17 protein-coding genes and 2 riboswitches are annotated in these 19,276 nt (G+C 41.7%); of the genes, 4 read left to right on the forward strand and 13 right to left on the reverse strand.

Annotated elements, in window-relative coordinates; all coding sequences use genetic code 11:
• Window positions 1–20 precede the first annotated feature (20 nt).
• The 5 genes from ABC374_RS23545 to ABC374_RS23565 form a co-directional block, all read right to left on the reverse strand.
• Window positions 21–1,193, reverse strand: coding sequence for an FtsW/RodA/SpoVE family cell cycle protein (locus ABC374_RS23545; protein WP_350300491.1), 1,173 nt, complete (start codon window positions 1,191–1,193; stop codon window positions 21–23).
• 147 nt (window positions 1,194–1,340) lie between these two features.
• Window positions 1,341–2,222, reverse strand: a complete 882-nt coding sequence (locus tag ABC374_RS23550; RefSeq protein WP_413019908.1) for a metal ABC transporter permease — start codon at window positions 2,220–2,222, stop codon at window positions 1,341–1,343.
• Complete coding sequence (locus ABC374_RS23555) at window positions 2,219–3,142, reverse strand: metal ABC transporter permease (protein WP_413019909.1); 924 nt, start codon at window positions 3,140–3,142, stop codon at window positions 2,219–2,221. Before ABC374_RS23555 ends, ABC374_RS23550 begins: the two co-directional genes overlap by 4 nt.
• 10 nt (window positions 3,143–3,152) lie before the next feature.
• Window positions 3,153–3,908: a metal ABC transporter ATP-binding protein gene (locus tag ABC374_RS23560; protein WP_101223669.1), complete on the reverse strand. Its 756-nt coding sequence runs from the start codon at window positions 3,906–3,908 to the stop codon at window positions 3,153–3,155.
• Between the two features lie 12 nt (window positions 3,909–3,920).
• Complete coding sequence (locus ABC374_RS23565) at window positions 3,921–4,844, reverse strand: metal ABC transporter solute-binding protein, Zn/Mn family (protein ID WP_350300495.1); 924 nt, start codon at window positions 4,842–4,844, stop codon at window positions 3,921–3,923.
• Between the two features lie 632 nt (window positions 4,845–5,476).
• Between ABC374_RS23565 and ABC374_RS23570 the strand changes: the two genes are divergently transcribed.
• Complete coding sequence (locus ABC374_RS23570; RefSeq protein WP_350300496.1) at window positions 5,477–6,439, forward strand: LacI family DNA-binding transcriptional regulator; 963 nt, start codon at window positions 5,477–5,479, stop codon at window positions 6,437–6,439.
• A 241-nt stretch (window positions 6,440–6,680) separates the two neighbouring features.
• A riboswitch (Lysine riboswitch) is annotated at window positions 6,681–6,865 on the forward strand.
• A 96-nt stretch (window positions 6,866–6,961) separates the two neighbouring features.
• Window positions 6,962–8,413, forward strand: coding sequence for an amino acid permease (locus ABC374_RS23575; protein WP_258832366.1), 1,452 nt, complete (start codon window positions 6,962–6,964; stop codon window positions 8,411–8,413).
• A 48-nt stretch (window positions 8,414–8,461) separates the two neighbouring features.
• Here ABC374_RS23575 and ABC374_RS23580 read toward each other — a convergent pair whose 3' ends face one another.
• From ABC374_RS23580 to ABC374_RS23610, 7 genes are all read right to left on the reverse strand, one after another.
• On the reverse strand, window positions 8,462–10,141 hold the full coding sequence (locus ABC374_RS23580; RefSeq protein ID WP_413019910.1) for a glycoside hydrolase family 13 protein: 1,680 nt from the start codon (window positions 10,139–10,141) through the stop codon (window positions 8,462–8,464).
• 84 nt (window positions 10,142–10,225) lie between these two features.
• Window positions 10,226–11,308: a Ger(x)C family spore germination protein gene (locus tag ABC374_RS23585; RefSeq protein WP_413019911.1), complete on the reverse strand. Its 1,083-nt coding sequence runs from the start codon at window positions 11,306–11,308 to the stop codon at window positions 10,226–10,228.
• Window positions 11,305–12,405 (reverse strand): GerAB/ArcD/ProY family transporter, encoded by a 1,101-nt coding sequence (locus ABC374_RS23590; RefSeq protein WP_413019912.1) that lies wholly within the window; start codon window positions 12,403–12,405, stop codon window positions 11,305–11,307. Before ABC374_RS23590 ends, ABC374_RS23585 begins: the two co-directional genes overlap by 4 nt.
• Window positions 12,406–12,429: 24 nt before the next feature.
• Window positions 12,430–13,911 carry a spore germination protein gene (locus ABC374_RS23595; RefSeq protein ID WP_350300500.1) on the reverse strand — a complete coding sequence of 494 codons (1,482 nt, stop codon included), beginning with the start codon at window positions 13,909–13,911 and terminating at the stop codon, window positions 12,430–12,432.
• A 184-nt stretch (window positions 13,912–14,095) separates the two neighbouring features.
• Window positions 14,096–14,629, reverse strand: a complete 534-nt coding sequence (locus tag ABC374_RS23600) for a YhcN/YlaJ family sporulation lipoprotein (RefSeq protein WP_413019913.1) — start codon at window positions 14,627–14,629, stop codon at window positions 14,096–14,098.
• Between the two features lie 54 nt (window positions 14,630–14,683).
• Window positions 14,684–15,004 carry a quaternary ammonium compound efflux SMR transporter SugE gene (sugE, locus tag ABC374_RS23605; protein WP_350300502.1) on the reverse strand — a complete coding sequence of 107 codons (321 nt, stop codon included), beginning with the start codon at window positions 15,002–15,004 and terminating at the stop codon, window positions 14,684–14,686.
• A 48-nt stretch (window positions 15,005–15,052) separates the two neighbouring features.
• A riboswitch (guanidine-I (ykkC/yxkD leader) is annotated at window positions 15,053–15,151 on the reverse strand.
• A 40-nt stretch (window positions 15,152–15,191) separates the two neighbouring features.
• Window positions 15,192–15,521 (reverse strand): DUF948 domain-containing protein, encoded by a 330-nt coding sequence (locus tag ABC374_RS23610; RefSeq protein WP_350300503.1) that lies wholly within the window; start codon window positions 15,519–15,521, stop codon window positions 15,192–15,194.
• 118 nt (window positions 15,522–15,639) lie between these two features.
• Here ABC374_RS23610 and ABC374_RS23615 point away from each other — a divergent pair, with 118 nt between their 5' ends.
• Together ABC374_RS23615 and ABC374_RS23620 are read left to right on the forward strand one after the other, a co-directional pair.
• Window positions 15,640–15,819 (forward strand): hypothetical protein, encoded by a 180-nt coding sequence (locus tag ABC374_RS23615; protein WP_034310080.1) that lies wholly within the window; start codon window positions 15,640–15,642, stop codon window positions 15,817–15,819.
• Window positions 15,820–16,225: 406 nt separating this feature from the next.
• A complete protein-coding gene (locus ABC374_RS23620) occupies window positions 16,226–16,846 on the forward strand; it encodes an RraA family protein (protein ID WP_350300504.1) in 621 nt (206 codons plus the stop codon).
• A gap of 55 nt (window positions 16,847–16,901) precedes the next feature.
• Here the strand turns inward: ABC374_RS23620 and ltaS are convergent, their stop codons facing one another.
• Complete coding sequence (gene ltaS, locus ABC374_RS23625) at window positions 16,902–18,869, reverse strand: lipoteichoic acid synthase (RefSeq protein WP_350300505.1); 1,968 nt, start codon at window positions 18,867–18,869, stop codon at window positions 16,902–16,904.
• Window positions 18,870–19,276 lie beyond the last annotated feature (407 nt).

A 19,276-nucleotide genomic window follows, 5' to 3' on the forward strand; every position in this document is an offset into this window, starting at 1 on the left:
CATCGGGGCCGGCTTTATATTTAGATATCCGTTGAAAACATATACTTCTTATAGTGATACCGAATGCTGAATATTAAGCCCATGGCCATCATGTTCCCCATCAGCGAGCTTCCTCCATAACTGATAAATGGAAGCGGAATCCCCGTTATCGGTAAAAGGCCTACAGTCATGCCGATATTTTGAAAAACGTGAAACGTCAACATGCTTATAACGCCAACACAGATATATGTATAGAAGTTATTTTTCGTGTCCATTCCCGTTTTTGTTATATGGTAAATCAATAGGAAAAACAAGGAAATAATGATACTTGATCCGATGAAGCCGAATTCTTCACCGATGATGCTGAAAATGAAATCCGAATGACTCTCAGGCAAATACACTTCCCTCGAGCCGATTCCCTTGCCTGTGGTCTGGCCGGAGCCGATGGCCAGTAAGGATTTTGTTAAGTGATACCCTTCGGAGCTGGCATAATTATATGGGTCCAGCCAAGAATAGATACGGCCGAATTGATAGGATTTTACCCCTAGGTATTTTTCCAGGATTTCCGGCTTCCAAAGTACAAAGTACAGGACCGTTGAAGCGATGACAATTCCTCCCGAAACGATTGGCAGCAGGATCTTCCATGTTACCCCTGAGATGAAAATCATTCCGAGCATGATGGACATGATGACAAGCGAGGTGCCCAAATCCGGCTGTTGCATGATTAACAATAAGGGGGCACCGGTCACTAGACCGATTTTAATAAGCAGCCAGATATCCGTTTGAATCGTTTTCAGCGTGTTTTTGAGATGATGGTTTGAGATAACATTCGCTAAAGCCAGGATGAGGAAAACCTTCATGAATTCCGATGGCTGAATCGAACCGATTCCCGGAATGATGAACCAACTTTTCGCACCATTACGGACAGGAACGATGCTTTCCGGCATAATGATCAGCAAAAAAAGCAAAAATAATCCGAAGCCATAGGCGTACCAAGATATTTTTTTCAACTGATCAGAATCCAAGGTGATGAAACCTAATACGATTCCGATTCCAACTATATACCAAAAAATTTGTTTAATTAAGAAGTTTTCAGCGTACTGTCCAGTCGTTTGGGCACTATAGATTGCTAAGCAGCTTCCAACGCATAATAACAGCAATATTGTGACCAAAGAAAAATCTATTCGTGATGAAAATTTATTTTGTTCTTCCATACTTAACTCTCCCTTAAAAAGGCTCCTGCGATATATCTATAAATACACTTATTCATTATACTTTAAACAAATAAAATCACAACTATATAGAAGAATAGTTTACAGGCTTCATGGAGTTATTTCCATGAAGCCTGTAGGCATGGAGAGCTATGCATGTGATTCCTTTGATTTTCTCCGTTTCAGCAATAGGCTGACCAATCCATGGCTTGGGGAGAAGAGAAAGGCCAATCCGAATAATATGGCGGCCGAACCCACCATGCAGCCTGATATCGAGGCATCCAAAATGGTGGCAGAATAGTAGCCGATGACGGAACTTAGCACCCCTACCCCGATACTGACCCATATCATGCTGCTTAAACGGTCTGAAAGCAGATAAGCTGTTGCCGCAGGTATGATGAGCATTCCAACTACTAAAATGGAGCCTACACTATCAAAAGAAGCAACAGTTGTCAGTGAAATGAGGCTCATCAATAAGTAATGAAAGAACAGTACAGGAATCCCCATTGCAGCCGCAAGTGATGGATCAAATGAAACGAGTTTAAACTGTTTGAAGAAAAGGAAGATCAGTATGAGGTTCAGGATAAAACAACTGCCGACTATCCAAACAGCTTTTGGTCCAGCTTCGATTCCCGCGATTGTCATCGTGTTCCAGGGAGTATAAGCTATTTCGCCATAAAGGACATGTTCAAGATCAAAATCTATTTGTTGCGTATACAGGCTCACGAGTACGATCCCCGTTGCAAAAAGGGAAGTGAATACAATCCCGATCGCCGCGTCGGATTGAACGCCCGACGATTGGAAAAGCTGGATCAAGAATACGGTAAGCAAGCCGAGCGCAGCAGCCCCGATCAGCATTGGAACCGAATCACGGGTTCCGGTTATTAAAAATGCCAATACGATTCCCGGCAAAACGGAATGACTGATTGCATCCCCAATCAACGTCATTTTCCTGACTATCAAAAAACACCCTAATACACTGCAAGAACCCGCCACTAATGCTCCGACTAAGATAATCCAAAAATCATTCATGATGAGTGGCTCCCTTTCCTTCTATCCTGTTCGAGAGAATATTTCTTTTTCGTCGATACCCTTCTCCATACAGATGAAAGCACTCCGCGTTTAGGTGCAAAAAGCATGGAAAAGAAAAACCATACCGTCGCGGATAAGACAATTAACGGTCCTGTTGGCAAATCATTGACAGATGTACTTATCAACGTTCCAGAAACACCGCTCAACATTCCGAATATACCAGACAGGATGACCATGATATGCAGCCGCTCCGTCCAATACCTGGCAGAAACCGCAGGCGTGATCAGTAAAGATGCCATCAATACGACGCCTACAGCCTGGATACCGATCACTACAGCTGCCACGATCAGCATCATGATGAAATAATCCAGAAAAACAACCGGCAATCCCATCCCCTTAGCAAACCCAGGGTCAAAGGACAGTAATTTGAATTCTTTAAAAAATACGGTACAAGTGAAAATGAGAATAAAGGAAACCGTCATCATCATATATACATCGGACATGACCATTGACGCTGTCTGCCCGAATAAAAACGTATCCAATCCACTCTGGTTTCCATACTCGCTCTGTTGGATCTGCGTAAGCATGACAATTCCGAAGCCAAAGAAGGAAGATAAGACAATTCCCAAGGCTGCATCCTGCTTGATCTTGCTGTATCTCGTAAGCACACTGATCATGAAAACAGCCACTAAGCCAGCCAGTGCGGCACCTATTAAAAAGTAGGAAGTGGATTTCACTCCAGTTAACATAAAGGCTACACAGATACCGGGTAATGCTGCATGTGCGAGCGTGTCACCAAGCAAAGACTGTTTTCTGAGGTAGGCAAAGCTGCCGATGACCCCGCTACTTAATCCGAGGAACATCGTGCCAAGCAATATCCACCTTGTATTTGGATCAGTAATAATATCCAGTATGTTCATCGTGTACACCTCATTTTAATAAAAGGCCGGACTTTGTGTCTGATAGTATCGCTAGGCGGCCTCCATATGTTTCCTGTAAGTATTCGGGAATGAACACTTCCTCTGTCGGACCTATTTTCATCACCTTTTTATTCAATAACATCGTCCAGTCGAAATATTCCTTCACGGTGGATAGGTCATGGTGCACAACCAGAACGGTTTTGCCTTTTTCCTTCAATTCCATCAGCAATTGTATGATTGCTTTCTCCGTTGCGGCATCCACCCCTACGAACGGTTCATCCATAAAATAAATATCCGCTTCCTGTGCCAATGCACGGGCCAGGAATATCCGTTGCTGCTGTCCGCCTGATAGCTGGCTGATCTGGCGGTTAGCATATTCAGCCATCCCCACCTTTTCCAGGCACTCCATCCCCTTCTGCCTTTCGGACTTACCTGGCCGCTTCAGCCATCCGAGATGACCATATCTGCCCATCATCACGACATCGAGTGCGTTGGTCGGAAAATCCCAATCCACTGACTCCCGCTGTGGTACATACCCGATACTCTTCCTCATCGATTTATAAGTAGAACCCTTTATTGTGATTTGTCCTGATATTTTTGGGATCAATTCGAGTATTCCCTTTATCAAAGTGGACTTCCCTGCTCCATTGGGGCCAATAATACCAATTAAATTTCCTTCCGGCACCTCAAATGAGACATCTTCGACAACCGGCTTCTTATGATAAGCAATCGTTAAATTCTCGACCTTCAAAGCTGCTTGATTCATAGTTTCTCCCCCTTATTTCAAAGCACGGACGATGGTGTCGGTATTATGACGGACCATTCCGATATACGTTCCTTCTTCCGTCCCTTTTTCACCCATTGCATCCGAGAACAATTCCCCGCCGATTTCCACCTTGTGACCCTGCTTACCTGCTCCTTGAATGACAGCCTCGATAGCCTTCCTTGGTACACTTGACTCTATGAAAATCGCTTTTATTTTGTTCTCCACTAGATAATTCCGCATATCCGTCACATCTTTTGATCCATATTCCGATAATGTATTGATTCCTTGGAGCCCTCTTACGTCCAGGCCATATGACTGCCCGTAGTATCCAAAAGCATCATGTGCTGTAACGAGCACCCGTTGATCTTCCGGTACTTTATTAATTTCCTCTTGAACATATTTATCAAGTTCTTCCAATTGCAGAATGTACTCCTCATAATTTTCACGATACTCTGCTTCATGCTCCTGATCATTGGCAATTAATTCTTTCTTCACTGCCTCCGCCGCAACGATCCAAAGCTTTACATCAAACCATACGTGGGGATCATGTTCCGTTGCACTCACTTTGCGTAGCTGGTTCTCCTTGAAGTCCTCCGTTACCGCAATCGTCGGTTTATCCTTGCTCATCATTTCAAATATATCCGTCATTTTCCCTTCAAGATGCAATCCATTATAAAAAATCATATCAGCCGAATCCAGTGTCTTAACATCACCCTGTGTCGCTTTATATAGATGGGGGTCGACTCCCGGTCCCATTAAACTGGTGACCTCGACATGTTTACCGCCGATGTTCTCAACCAAATCCCCAATCATTCCCGTTGTTGTAACGACATTCAGCTTGCCATTGCCTTTATCCCTATCGGCCGTATCATTGCCGCACCCCGTTAAAATCAGCAATGCAGCAAGCACGCCCCCAATAGATTTTAGAAAACCCATCCATATTCCCTCCCTTTTTCATCTTTCTAAAATAGTTTGCCATGCGCAAAACTAAGTGTAAATTTTTTTACATTGTCGCAAATGCTAAAAAGTTTCCTCTACACAACTTATTTTATACTATACACAAATATACAAAAAAAGTGCAACTATTTTTAAACAATTCAAAAAGGTGAATGACTTTTACACACAGCAAAAACTGTCAGGAAGCTCCCTGACAGTCAGTCATTCCGTACATGAAACGTAACGATGAAGTTATATTTATATTGTGGAGTTTTTATGGTGAATATAAACCATGGGGGCTATTTTGGGACGACGTGAAATTCACGAGTAAACGCGGTTTCCACGCGTAATGCCGCGGAATTATTGACGGGCATTTCCACTCATTTTTCCTGTTTCAAGGAAATTGCCAAGTACGCAAATCCCAATTCAATTCCGCAAAGCACAAACAGGGTGATTAAAGTTTGGAACATCATGATTTCCTCCTCCTCTAAGACTTAAACCAATCTTAAAGGATGAAACCAATACCATAACAAGACCTTATTAGAATAAATCTTCAGCAGTCCCACACTGTTCCCTTGCCCTGAAATGGGTTTCATACTGTACAATATAAAAAAAGAAAAAACGGTGATACCATGACAAATATTAAAGAAATAGCTCAATGTGCTGGTGTATCTGTCTCAACAGTGTCTCGTGTATTGAATGATCATCCATATGTAAGCCCCGATAAAAGAAAGAGCGTCTTAGAAGCGATCGATCGTTTGAATTATACGAGAAACATCAACGCCATTCATCTTTCAAAAGGCAAAACCAATCTTATCGGCGTCATCATTCCCTTCAACAATCACCCATATTACGGGGCAATCGTTAACGGAATTACTAAACAGGCAAATGCAATTGGCTGTCATATCGTCATCTTTCAAACAAATTATGACAGGGAGAAAGAGATCCAGGCTTTTAATATGCTGCAAATGAAGCAGCTCGATGGCATTATCGTTTGTTCAAGGATTTCGGAAATGAAAATCCTCTTGGATTATCAAAAATACGGACCGATTATTTTATGTGAAGATACAGCCCAGGCTGAATTCTCATCCATCAGCATTGATCATTATGCAGCTTTCTCCTGTGCCCTTGAGTACGTGATTGCTAAAGGATATAAGAAAATCGGATACAGCCTCGGCCGTAAAAAGAGCAGAAATAGTTCCCATCGTACAAAGGCCTTTAACGATATCATGAGAAAACATAAACTGATAAACAATAAAGAATGGCTGTTTGAAGGCAGTTATCACATCAAAGACGGTGAACAATTGTTTAAGGATTGGAATTCAATGATGGACAAACCTGAAGCTCTCATCATCACGAATGATGACACGGCGGCAGGCTTCATTCTTACCGCTAAGAAATCGGGTATAAGGGTACCGGAAGATGTGGCCATTCTCGGCTTCAATAATGATAGCCTGAGTGAAATGCTCGACATCACGACCATTTCCTTACCACTGGAATGGATTGGTAAAATGGCAGTGGATCTATTTGAGAATCCTGAAGTGGTCAAACATGTAAAACTGGACTACGCCCTTATAAAAAGGAGTACCGTTTAGTTATCAGGATGTTTTATATTTGAATTCTTCCTTACTGCCATCTTTCATTTACTAGGAAAAAATAACCACATAAAATAATCATTGCGATATCCCAGAAGTTATTTTATAATTTTGATATAGTAAAGTTTACTCAATTACTAGCAATCTATTAACGATTGCATGAATTTCATGAGTACAATCGTCCGACGTCACTTACAAGCTGGCGCAACGATATTAGAAAATTGAATACTTCCTCATTTACCGATGAGTTAGAGGCTGCAGCTTATAAAAGTAAAGCGGACGAGATTCTGGAAGATTAAAGACTCCGTTTGAAAGGATAAGTTGCCGAAGTTAGGGTATATTCCATGTATATTCTTGCTGGCGGTGTTACCGAACAGGAACACCACTGTCACGTTTTTTCAAAAAGCGTGGGGAGCTATCTTCGGAAGGATAAACGGGTTTATTATAAACAGCCGTCGATCTTTTTCGACTGCTGTTTTTTTATTTTTCGTTCCCTTCCAATAAAAAGGAGTGTAACATCAATTGTCAAATTCACAATCACCATCAAGCCCTACTGAACTGAAAAGGAGCCTGAAAGCGCGTCATTTAATGATGATTTCATTAGGTGGAACGATTGGAACAGGTTTATTTTTAGCTAGTGGCGGGGCCATTCATTCAGCCGGACCCGGCGGTGCCTTGGTGGCATACGCGGTCATCGGCATCATGGTTTATTACTTAATGACAAGTCTTGCAGAAATGGCAGCGTTCATGCCAGTGGCCGGTTCGTTCCGTGTCTATGCATCCAAATTCGTCGATCCGTCTTTCGGTTTTGCGATTGGTTGGAACTACTGGTATAACTGGGCAATCACCATTGCCGCCGAATTGGCAGCCGTTGTCTTAATTATGAAGTTCTGGTTCCCGGATAGCCCTTCATTTATCTGGAGTGCCATTGCGTTAATCACTATGTTTCTTATCAATTACATGTCAGTTAAAGGTTTCGGGGAAACAGAATTCTGGTTCGCCATGATCAAGGTCGTGACAGTCGTCATTTTCTTGATTACGGGTGTTCTGATCATTCTCGGAATCATGGGTGGGAATGACCCAATTGGTTTTTCCAATTTCACAATGGGCGAAGGTCCCTTTAACGGAGGGTTCTTCACGATTCTAGGCGTATTCATGGCTGCCGGCTTTTCATTCCAAGGAACGGAATTGCTTGGAGTGACTGCTGGTGAAAGTGAAGATCCAGAAAAAAATATCCCTAAAGCGATCAGATCCGTTTTCTGGCGCATCCTCTTGTTCTATATCCTTGCAATTTTCGTTATTGGAATGATCATTCCGTTTACGGATTCACGTTTATTGAGTCAAGATGTTGCCGTAAGTCCATTCACGCTTGTATTTGAACGGGCCGGCCTTGCATTTGCTGCATCCATCATGAACGCGATCATTTTATCATCCGTACTCTCTGCAGGTAACTCTGGCATGTACGCTTCAACCCGTATGCTATGGGACTTGGCACGTGATGGGAAAGCACCGAAATTCCTAGGCAAGTTAGATAAAAGAGGAGTACCCGTGAATGCACTTATCCTGACTTCTTTAGTTGGCTGCGTTGCATTCCTAGCTTCGTTTTTCGGTGATGGCGTCGTTTATATCTGGTTATTGAATGCTTCAGGAATGGCGGGATTCGTCACCTGGGTAGGGATTGCGATTGCCCATTATCGGTTCCGCAAAGCCTACGCAGCTCAAGGCCTTGATATGAATGCTTTACCATTCCGGGCAAAAGGCTTCCCATTCGGACCTATATTCGCACTTGTCCTTTGTATTATTATTATCATCGGACAAGGCTATCAAGCTTTCAGCAGCGATGGGATTGACTGGAATTCAATGTTTGTTTCCTACATTGGCTTGATTCTATTTTTCGTCCTATGGTTCGGCTATAAAATTAAGCATAAAACGAAAATCATTCCCCTAGAGGAATGTGACCTTAAATCAAAATAATACGCAAAGGACCTGTTCTTCCTAATCGGAGAAGAACAGGTCCTTTTTTCATTTCAAATGATAAACACGGCATTCATATGGTTGCAGGGGTTTGCTCGAGATCCCTTCTTCCTCCTGATCATAATTGCCGATCAGCTTTGTGGCAGAATATGCTTGCAGCTCTTCAGGCAAAGTATAGGGAGCCTGCTCTTCTTTAAAGTTGCATAGTACCAACAGCTTTTCTTCTTCCAACGATCTCGTGTAGGCAAATATTCGTTCATCATCCGGCAACAGCAGTTCAAAACGGCCATAAACGACGATATCATGTTCCTTGCGTATTTGGATAAGCTTTTTATAAAAATGAAAAATGGAATTGTGATCATTGTAGGCCTTTTCTGCATTAATCTCGGGAAAATTGGGATTAACCTTAATCCAAGGAGTCCCTTGCGTGAACCCTGCGTTACGGGAGTCATTCCACTGAATCGGTGTTCTCGCATTATCCCGGCTGCGGGCATGGACGGCTGACATCATCCGCTCTTTCGACCAGCCATGAGAATTGACGAGTTCGTCATATGAATTCAATGTTTCGATATCCCGGTATTCATCGATGCTTTCAAATGCAACATTGGTCATGCCCAGTTCTTCCCCTTGATATATATAAGGTGTACCTTGAAGCATCTGAAGACAAGCGGCAAGCATCTTAGCGCTTTCAATACGATACTTCCCATCATGACCAAACCTTGAGACAACCCGGGGCTGATCATGGTTGTTCCAGTATAAACTGTTCCAGCCATCCCCCTCCAAACCAGTCTGCCACTTGGAAAGAATTCGCTTTAAATCGGTAAGCTTCCATTTATCGTTACTCCATTTCCCTTCTGGTCCGCTCCCCAAATCCATATGTTCGAATTGAAAGACCATATGTAGCTCACCACGATCTTTAACTGTGAATAATTGCGCGTCCTCCGGTGTGATGCCTGGCATCTCCCCAACCGTAATCACGTCATATCCAGAAAGTGCCCTTTGATTGATTTCCTGTAAAAACTCATGTATGCGCGGGCCATTCAGGAAAAACGGGCTTCCGTCACCAAACTGCTTCTCATGATGAACGGCACCATCTGTATAGCTTTGATCTTTTGAAAGGAAATTGATGACATCCATCCGGAAGCCATCGACACCCTTATCCAGCCACCATGTCATGATGCTGTAGATTTCTTCACGGAGCTTAGGGTTCTCCCAGTTTAAATCCGGTTGTTTCCTGCTGAATAAATGTAAATAATATTCAGCCGTTCCTTCATCATATTCCCATGCTGAACCTTTAAAGATCGACTCCCAATTATTTGGCTCTTTCCCATTCCTGCCTGGTTTCCAAATATAATAATCACGTTTCGGATTATCTTTTGAAGATCGGGATTCCTTGAACCATGGATGTTCATCTGAAGAATGGTTGACCACCAGGTCCATCATGATCTTCATTCCACGTTCATGAACTGCCTTCAATAACCTATCGAAATCAGCCATGGTTCCGAATTCAGTCATGATTGTTTTATAATCACTGATATCGTATCCATTGTCATCATTGGGAGATTGATAAACGGGGGATAGCCATATCACGTTCACACCCAGCTCTTGTAAATAATCAAGCTTCATCAAGATCCCGTTTATATCCCCTATCCCATCGCCATCACTATCCATAAAACTCCTTGGATACACTTGATACACAACTGCCTCTTTCCACCATGCTTTGTCCATGCTTTTCCCCCTTTTTAGCCGCATTGACACAATCATTACACCAATACCCTATTATAAAGGGGGAAACTCCAGAATATTCTACTTTTATTCAGCAATTCCCGTTTGAATCATTTCAATATCCAGATCGACCTCGATTGGAATATCGGGATATGCCTCCTCCCAATGTTTTTGATCGAAATTTCTTGTTTTACTTTTAGCGTGATCACCGAGTGCAATCGGATCTACATGGTTCACCTGAAACATGGTTACCATCTCATTTAATTTTTTACCAATGACATGCTCGGCCATGGTCTCTATTTTATTCAGGTCGACCGCTTTGCCCAAGTCATAGCCTTGGACCTCTAGCAGACTCGCTTTCATTTTCACTTCAATCCTGACCTTGGGGTCTTGATTGGCATTCGAAATATGATAATGGACACGTGACTCCACGTTATTGATATCGGTAAAGTCATTTTCCTTCCATTTAATTTCATAACTCCCCAGCTTAAAGTTTTCACTAAGGACTTTATATAAAAAGCCGTCTTCATAAGGGATATATTTACCAATATAACGATCCTTTTTAAACAAGGCGATCCCTCTTACCCGTATTTGGTCTCCTGCTGTTTCCAATAAGGGCAAGACCGGATCGATTCCTTTACCATGACACGCATATAAATACGTGTGAAGATCTACATCAGGCAAATTAGTCCTTATATTCTGTTCGATCAGCTCTTTCACTTGAACCCCTGGAGTTTTAATCAACTTCGGCTCCATTTTAACTACATCCTCCGCTTTGCCATGAACGACCGCTAAATACAAATCCCTTCCCACCATTGGGTCACGCCTATATGTATCGACATAATCATTCAACCCCTTACTTGCCAATTCTTCACCATATAGAATGACTGTCAGTCTCCCGCCGACAATCGGGTATGGTGTTTTTGCATTTTCTTGCTGGCGGGCCGCCTTTATATCATGGGAGTTCGCTTCATATACTTCTTTACCCAGATCTGCTTCCTCCCCAGGCTGAGGAACACTGACCACGACCGTACCTTTGATTTGTTTGTCTTCGGCAACATCATAACCTACGACTTCAGCAATTAATATATCTTCTAATATTTGCTTTTCCACGCCGCACGCCGCCATCAAAAAGCCTGCTAATGTTATCAATAGAAGTTTGATTTTCATGATTTATGACCCCTAACTTTATAGACGATCGACTGCCATATAAATAGGAGAGGAAGATACAAATAAACGATAAAAAAACCGATTTGCGAACTGATTGTGTTAAACTTATCGATTCTATAGCGGTTATCCAAAAAAATGCAGGAAACTAAGATGATGATCAGAATGAGAACCAACATCTTTTTCTGTCTAAATCCGAATACTCTTTTCGCTGTCCTGCTTGCTGCCCAAACCCCTATGCAAACATTCGGCAGCACCATGAACAGCCAAACGGAAATCCCTATGTATTCGAACCTTTCGATGAATGGAAGGTCTACAATTTTCCATAACGTCAAAGTTGCCCAAATTACATCTTTCAGCTGATCTTGATGATAGTAGGCTAATGAAACAAGTATGGATACTAAATAAATCACCATAGTAAACAACGCCCCTAAGTGGGCCCACTTTTGAGATTTTTCACGATTTTTAATGAAAGGATAATAAATGAGGACTAATTCAAAACCAAGGTAATTCAGGGTCATTTTCTTACAGGCCTTCATGATTTCCAAAAGAGAATGATCAAGAAAAGGACCCAAATTTTCAAAGTGGGCGTACTGCAATGGAAAATAATTCAAAAAGAATAATGGCGATCCGATAATAAGCCCGATTATGCAAAAACCGGTAATGACCCTGAAACCTCCTTCCACAAAACTATACACGAGAATAAGAATGATGGTTATCAGCATCAGGACATTGACACCAGGGAACATCCAAACCTGTATGACTTCTAAATAAGTCCTTATAAGAATGATGGAAATCATTATAAAGTAGAGGATGAATAACATATTGAAAACATTTCCGACCCATTTACCAAACAAATCCTTATGGATGGCAACCAAATCAAGTGTTTGGGGGCCCCTGCCCAAAAGCTTGAAACACATCCAAAGCAGAACATTTATGATCAACCCTGATAGGAGGACCGATATCCATGCGTCTTGGCCTGCCTCTTTCGCTATGATCCGTTCAAACCCCAATATCCCTACTCCAATCTGCATGCCGGGCATGAGGAAAAAAACAAAAAATGGAGATATTAGTTTAGTTTCATTTGGTTTGACTTCCATACCTTCTCACCGCTTTCTACTTCCTTATTCATCTATATCATTATGGGGGTTTCGTGTTTCCGCTTCCTTCCTTATCCTTAGTGGATTTTCCGTCCGCAGAAACTGCGGGCGTTTTTTCTGCTTTGAAAAAGGGAGGCGAATCAGACTGTCTTTAAAGTCATGAATTCTTAACGGGTAAAGCGGGTCTAAATAAGGACTGCCAAGCGAAGTCAATTTCAATAAATGACTTAAAATGAATGCACTGCATAAAGCTATTCCAAACAGCCCGTATAACTGGGCAGCAATTAGAAAGGGAAAGCGGATAAGGCGAATCGTATTGCTGATTTGGTAAATCGGCACCGTAAATGAAGCCAAGGCAGCCAAAGCGACAAGCATCAACAAGACATTACTGACAAATCCCGCTTCCACAGCGGCTGTACCGATGACTATGCCGCCAACAATGCCGATGGTGGAGCCAACCTTAGCAGGCAGCCTGACCGCCGCTTCCCTCAGCAATTCGATCGTCCCTTCCAGCACGATCGCTTCCAAGATCGGCGGAAAAGGGATCACTCCCCTGGATGATATTAAGATTGGCAGTAAATCCGTTGGGATCACTTGATAATGATAGGTTAAAACGGCCACATACAGAGGTGAAGACAAAACGGAAAACAGCACGGCGAAAAGCCGAATCAAACGGAAGGAAGTACCGAGATTCCAAATTTGAAAATAATCTTCAAATGACGAGAAGAATGAAATGATGGTATTGGGACCAACCAATGCATGAGGAGATCCATCCAGCATGATGCCTATTTTCCCTTCCGATAATACACTGGCCAGATGATCAGGCCGCTCCGTATCAATCAGTTGCGGAAACATCGAATTCCGATTATCCGTGATCATCTGGCTTACGAACGAAATATCGACGATCGTATCATATTCTATATCTTCTATTCTCTGCATGACTGTCTTAATGATCTGTTGATTAACCACCCCATCTATGTAGAGTACCGCTATCCTTGTTTGCGAGATGTTCCCGACCCGAAATTCCTTGGACTGCAATTCAGGAGTGGGCAACCGGTTACGGATCAGATTCAAATTCGAATCAAGCGATTCAACAAAGGCCTCCTTGGACCCAACGACCGTATACTCCGACTCGGGTGTGGAAATTTGCCTTTTCACACTGTGAACACATGGAATGAGCAAACACATTTCATCATCTTGCTTGTATTGAATCATGATCGATCCTGCCAAAACCAATCTTTGAATGTCTTTTAGATCAGCCGTCAATTTCATATCTTCCATCGGAATATCGCCTTTTAGTTGCTTAAGTACCTTCTTTGGTTGATTCGACATGACTGCCAATACTTGTTCATGGAGCTGTTGTGCACTAACCAGTGAATTGAAGTAGGAGATGATATAGCCATCATCATTCGGGAATTGAAAGGTAAGAAAATCATTAGATGCTTTAAACTTTTTAAGGAGTTCCTGAAAATCCTTGGAAGTAACCTGAAAGGATGTTGAATCCATTTCCCTCCTGCCCTTAAATAACCTCACCATCCCACCCCCATTACAAAGTTTTTCTTTCATTCGATTATTGTAACCACCCTATTTAAAGTTAGTCATGGATCTACAGTTATCTTTAAAATAGGAAAAGACCTATCCGGAATCCACCGGATAAGTCTTTTCATCTTATTTCTTTAATGATTACCAATTACCTTGGACTTGGAAAAATCCGTGTTACAAGTTCACGGAACTCTTCAGCAAATCCTTCAACGGGTTTTCCATTCTCGATATCATTCGCATACCCATCCATTCTTTGAACAAAGTCCGGATTTGCCGACACATAAACTTGGTCTACAGATGGATCGGCTTCCCTTACTGCATCAGCAACCCTTTCTTTAAGGTCATTCGAGATATCCTTTTCCCCGCCGTCTTTTAATACTGCGCCTACATAGGCATTATTTTCAGTCACGATGACATTTGCGTTACTTACTTCCTTCAAGGCCTCGACTCGATTTGAGATATCCTCGGAGACCCTCATACCGTTTATGCCATTATCATTATCACCATTATTAACATTATTAACATTTTGCCTTGTGTCGCCTACATTCATCGGATTATCTAAATTATCCTGATGAGTACGATTCAGGCCAAGATTTTCACTGGCATCTTCGTTATCATTAGTTGCACAACCTGTAATCACTAAAGCCATCATCGCACTTGATACTATCGCTTTATAGTTCATATTCTTCACTCCTCAAAAATCATTTAACATTACTATTTGCAAGGAGTGGGCAGATTATTCAGAAGAAGTGATCTTCAAGCCGATAATTCCAACCAAAATAAAACCGACGAATACCAAACGCATCGCATCCTTAGGCTCGTTAAATACGATGATGCCTACCAGAACAGCTCCAAGGGCCCCTATTCCGGTCCAAATTGCATACGCTGTTCCCATAGGCAGCGTTTTTATCGCCGATGACAAAAAGTAAAAACTAATAACCATGCCAGCAATCGTTATGATAGAAGGTAATAATTTCGTAAAACCCTCGGTATACTTTAAACTTGTCGCCCATACCACTTCAAATAATCCTGCAATCACCAATTGAATCCAAGCCATCTTTTTCCCCTCCAATTACAGAAAAAGCCCGAGAGGTCATAAATCATAACCTCCCGGGCTTTTTTCCCTCCGTGTACGCAGATTCCTGCGCGTTTCTCTTGGACCATTCCGGTAACATTCAACCGAGGAACCCTAGAAACATAGTATTTCCATACTATATCATGTACATTTCAGATCGGTCAAACACTTATGCATCGCTTCTGTTTCTAAGCTTCCACTTGTCACCTTTTATTGAAAACCAAATATTCTTAAAGGGTTCAGGTATTTTTTTAGCCGCCTCAACCGTATATTGTACAGCCTCTTTTTTATATTCAACATCTTCAGTGATTTCTTGCTGTGTCATGGCGAGTTGGTCCGTTTCCGATTTAATCTGGTCCGTTTTGGCCTGGATGCGTGTAACGGTTTCAGTCACATTTTCAATTGTCGGTTTGGAATCCTTAAATGTTTTAAAAGCAAAAAACGCTAAATAAATAATCGATCCGATAAAGAGGGCAAGACTAATATATACAATGATCACCTAGATTCCTCCTTTTATTTTACCTTTACTATACCCGTAATAATTGAGCAGAAAACGAATCCCCATGTATTTTCTTTTATGCCTGGTCATATTATTGAAAGTAAAAGGAGGAATGAAAATGAATCAAATGCCTCTGCTTAAAGCCTGTTTTAAAGCTGGAATCCACTTCATTAGACATATGACCATACAGCAGGCTGCCACTATTGCAGGAATCATTTTTTTAATCATTCATCCAGAAGTTTTCAGCCCCCTTTGGCTTACATTGGCAACATCCGTCTTGATTCTGCTCCTGCTTTGAAGATTGTAAGTATCCTCCCGCACACTGGCTGTGTTATGGATTTCCTCGCTGACGCCCCCATCCAGATCAGGAAAACACCGAGGATATGCAACAGCATTCCACCCTTGCTTCAGAAGAATGTTCCTGCACAGATCAAACTGCCATGGAGACCCTACCATTAATTTTGCCAGGACTGTTCCTATGCAGGGATTTCAATCTCTTCATAGCGATGATCAATAAAGTTTAATCAATCGATTGATTAAAACGGAATTTGACTTGAACCCCCTTGTGACAGCTGAACTTCCCTCCCCCTTCAGAATTGATTACACTACATTTACCATTTTATCAAACGGAAAACTATTAGAAAATTACAAAATTTGTGTATAATTAGGCTATATTCATTAACTATTAAGGAGGAATCATAGTCATGGATACTCTTATTCAACAATTCAGGAATTTGCCCACCACGGCGATTTCTGATGCAATGGAAGGGCTGAGCAACCTGGAATCGGCGATTAAACCCTTAAAGGAAGAGTTTCGTATGGCCGGACGAGCTTTGACCGTACAGATGCCCGTCGGTGATAATTCAGCCGTTTTAAAAGCAATCGGCGAAGCCAAGCCTGGGGATATAATTGTCGTTGACAGCAAGGGTGATACATACCGGGCTATAGCAGGAGACTTTGTCGTCGGCATGATGCAGACCATGGAAATTGGCGGCATCGTAGTCGATGGAGTCATTCGCGACCTTGAAGCCATTAAAGAATTGAATTTCCCTGTTTTCAGCAAAGGGACGACGGTTGCCTCTAGCGGCAAGGCAGGTGTAGGCGAAACCAATGTCCCCATTTCCTGTGGAGGTGTCACCGTATTTCCAGGGGACATCATCATAGGGGACATAGATGGAGTCGTGGTCGTGCCACAAGCCATGGGTGAAGAAATCCTGGTCAAAGCAAAGGATAAAATCATGAAAGACGAACAGCGTGCTGAAAAATATGCAGGGAAGCCTGATGAAATTAGAAAGTATATTGCCATGATGACCAATAAAGGATGACGCATATAAAAAACAGGCAGGAAGCGATGGCTTCCTGCCTGTTCTTTCTTTAGCCTTATTTATCGGTCTTATCTTCCTTAGAACCTTCTTCATCATAAGTGTAATCATAATCAGCAGGATCAATCGGTTTAAAGCCGTTTGGAGTATAGAAACGGAGTAAGTCGCCGTTCACTACTTGGTCGGATAAATTCAGCATCGTTTCAGCTCTCGTTTTATAATTGAGGATGTCATCATTTTCCTCGACCAATTCTCCTGTTTTAGTATCGTAGTATTTCCCTTTAATGGAAGTGACTTCCGGTGTTACAAAATCACCATTCCTGAAAGGTACCACTTCATTATGATCTTTTGACAATAAATCGGAACCGAATTGTACATAGTCTTTAGATTCAATTCCTAACAGATGCAATAAAGTCGGGAGAAGGTCAATCTGTCCTCCGTATTGGTGCATTTCCCCGCCTTCAACACCTGGAACATGAATCAATAATGGTACACGTTGCAATTGGGCATTCTCAAATGCGTCAACATCCTTGCCAAGCACTTTTGACATGGCTTCTTTATGGTTTTCGGAAATACCATAGTGATCACCATACATAACGATTACCGAATTATCATATAGACCGGATTCCTTCAGATAATCGAAAAACTCTTTAAGCGCCTCATCGGCATAGCGTGCAGTTTGGAAGTAACTATCAACGGAAGCATCGCCTGTTGTATGCTTACCGATTGTTGCTTTTTCCTGGTCCATTGCATATGGGAAATGATGAGACACCGTTATGAATTTTGTATAGAAAGGCTGTTTAAGCGTTTCTAACATTGGAATCGATTCCTTAAAGAAAGGCTTATCCATTAATCCATAACTTAGTACTTCCTCTTTATTTTCCATATTATAATGGTTTGCATCGAAGAATTGATTAAAACCAAGAGACTTATACATATTATCCCGGTTCCAGAAAGATTTGTAATTACCATGGAACACAGCAGATGTGTATCCTTGTTGTCCTAAAATAGCTGGTGCTGCTTGATACGTATTTTGGGAACGGTTTGTGAATGCTGCCCCCTGTGGTAAACCGAACAGGGAATTTTCAAGCATGAATTCGGCATCCGCTGTTTTACCTTGGCCTACTTGATGGAAGAAATTATCAAAGTGCATGAAATCTGACTTATCTGCTGCAAGTGAGTTCAAAAATGGAGTTACTTCTTCCCCATTCAACTTATAATCGATAAGGAAATTCTGCATTGATTCCAAATGCAGGTAGATGACATTCTTGCCTTTGGCTGCACCAAAGTACTCAGGGTTCGGTTCAGCGCTTGTTGCCTTCGTATAGTTGACGACTTCGGCGATATCCGTGCTGTTTGCAGTCGCACGCTGAGCGTATGTTTTAGTATTCTGAACGGCATCATAAACCGTATAGTTGAACATGCCCAAATATTTGACGATATAGTTCCGGTCGAATGTTCTTGATAATAATTGCGGGCGATCCTTTTCAGCAAGTCCCAAATTGATGGCGAAAATTGCAAGTCCCGCTAAGTAAACCATTCCAACTGTACGGCGTTTGAGTTTGAAGTCTTCCACTTTAAAGTCTTTGAATCTGTACAACACGATCAAAAGAACCGTATCAAGGAAGTAAAATACATCATGGCCTTTAAATAATTCTAAAATACTCGGTCCCAAATCCCCGGCATTTTGCACTTGCGTCAGGGTTGGCAATGTAATGAAATCGGTAAATGACCGGTAGTATACAATATTGAAGAATAACCATAGGGACATCAAAAGGTTCAACCTGATGATCCATTTAAACGATTTTTTGCCTCTAGCCAATAGTGCCAAGCCAAAGAATAAAATGGCTGAACTAATCGGGTTTATGAACAGCAAGAACTGTTGCAGGCCATTTTCAAGACCTAGGTTAAATTCAATTCGATATCCAATATAAGTTTTTATCCAAAACAAGACTACCGCAATAAAGAAAAAGCCTAGTATGTTATCTGCAAATAAATGCCGGCTTTTTTTAAGAAAATTATTCATGCTTTCACCTCTATTAATCTAGTGGTTTATTTATATAAATTTTTACAAACTTACAAAAGACGGAAAATCGGAAACCTTATAATAGCATTCTTTTACTTGGATAGTCAAGATTGTGAAAACCACCTTTTGTCACATCCATAACTCTTATATCCAGAACACTTCTTTAGCTTATGAACAAGCATTTGAAAAAATAACAGAGTTTCGCCCGTCTCGAATGTTCAGCGAACCTATAACAAATATATAGGAACTCCATGTCTTAATCCAATAAATATTACCGTAACTTTATGGGGTGACTGCGGATGACAGTCACTGTTTAGTTTTACGTCCTTGAGCCTTTTCCATTATAAACGACTCTTTATAAAAAAACCAGCACATTACAAAATATGTAAAGATATAAATCTTCAATT

The sequence above is a fragment of the Peribacillus phoenicis genome, assembly GCF_047238085.1.
In the GTDB taxonomy this organism is placed as follows: domain Bacteria; phylum Bacillota; class Bacilli; order Bacillales; family DSM-1321; genus Peribacillus.

Bases quoted from the DNA above. Each gene is read 5' to 3' on its own strand.
- ABC374_RS23560 (WP_101223669.1), bottom strand. From the start codon at position 3,908: ATGAATCAAGCAGCTTTGAAGGTCGAGAATTTAACGATTGCTTATCAT.
- ABC374_RS23550 (WP_413019908.1), bottom strand. From the start codon at position 2,222: ATGAATGATTTTTGGATTATCTTAGTCGGAGCATTAGTGGCGGGTTCT.
- ABC374_RS23570 (WP_350300496.1), top strand. From the start codon at position 5,477: ATGACAAATATTAAAGAAATAGCTCAATGTGCTGGTGTATCTGTCTCA.
- ABC374_RS23595 (WP_350300500.1), bottom strand. From the start codon at position 13,911: ATGGATTCAACATCCTTTCAGGTTACTTCCAAGGATTTTCAGGAACTC.
- ltaS (WP_350300505.1), bottom strand. From the start codon at position 18,869: ATGAATAATTTTCTTAAAAAAAGCCGGCATTTATTTGCAGATAACATA.
- ABC374_RS23585 (WP_413019911.1), bottom strand. From the start codon at position 11,308: ATGAAAATCAAACTTCTATTGATAACATTAGCAGGCTTTTTGATGGCG.
- ABC374_RS23600 (WP_413019913.1), bottom strand. From the start codon at position 14,629: ATGAACTATAAAGCGATAGTATCAAGTGCGATGATGGCTTTAGTGATT.
- ABC374_RS23620 (WP_350300504.1), top strand. From the start codon at position 16,226: ATGGATACTCTTATTCAACAATTCAGGAATTTGCCCACCACGGCGATT.
- ABC374_RS23590 (WP_413019912.1), bottom strand. From the start codon at position 12,405: ATGGAAGTCAAACCAAATGAAACTAAACTAATATCTCCATTTTTTGTT.
- ABC374_RS23615 (WP_034310080.1), top strand. From the start codon at position 15,640: ATGAATCAAATGCCTCTGCTTAAAGCCTGTTTTAAAGCTGGAATCCAC.
- sugE (WP_350300502.1), bottom strand. From the start codon at position 15,004: ATGGCTTGGATTCAATTGGTGATTGCAGGATTATTTGAAGTGGTATGG.
- ABC374_RS23545 (WP_350300491.1), bottom strand. From the start codon at position 1,193: ATGGAAGAACAAAATAAATTTTCATCACGAATAGATTTTTCTTTGGTC.
- ABC374_RS23580 (WP_413019910.1), bottom strand. From the start codon at position 10,141: ATGGACAAAGCATGGTGGAAAGAGGCAGTTGTGTATCAAGTGTATCCA.
- ABC374_RS23565 (WP_350300495.1), bottom strand. From the start codon at position 4,844: ATGGGTTTTCTAAAATCTATTGGGGGCGTGCTTGCTGCATTGCTGATT.
- ABC374_RS23555 (WP_413019909.1), bottom strand. From the start codon at position 3,142: ATGAACATACTGGATATTATTACTGATCCAAATACAAGGTGGATATTG.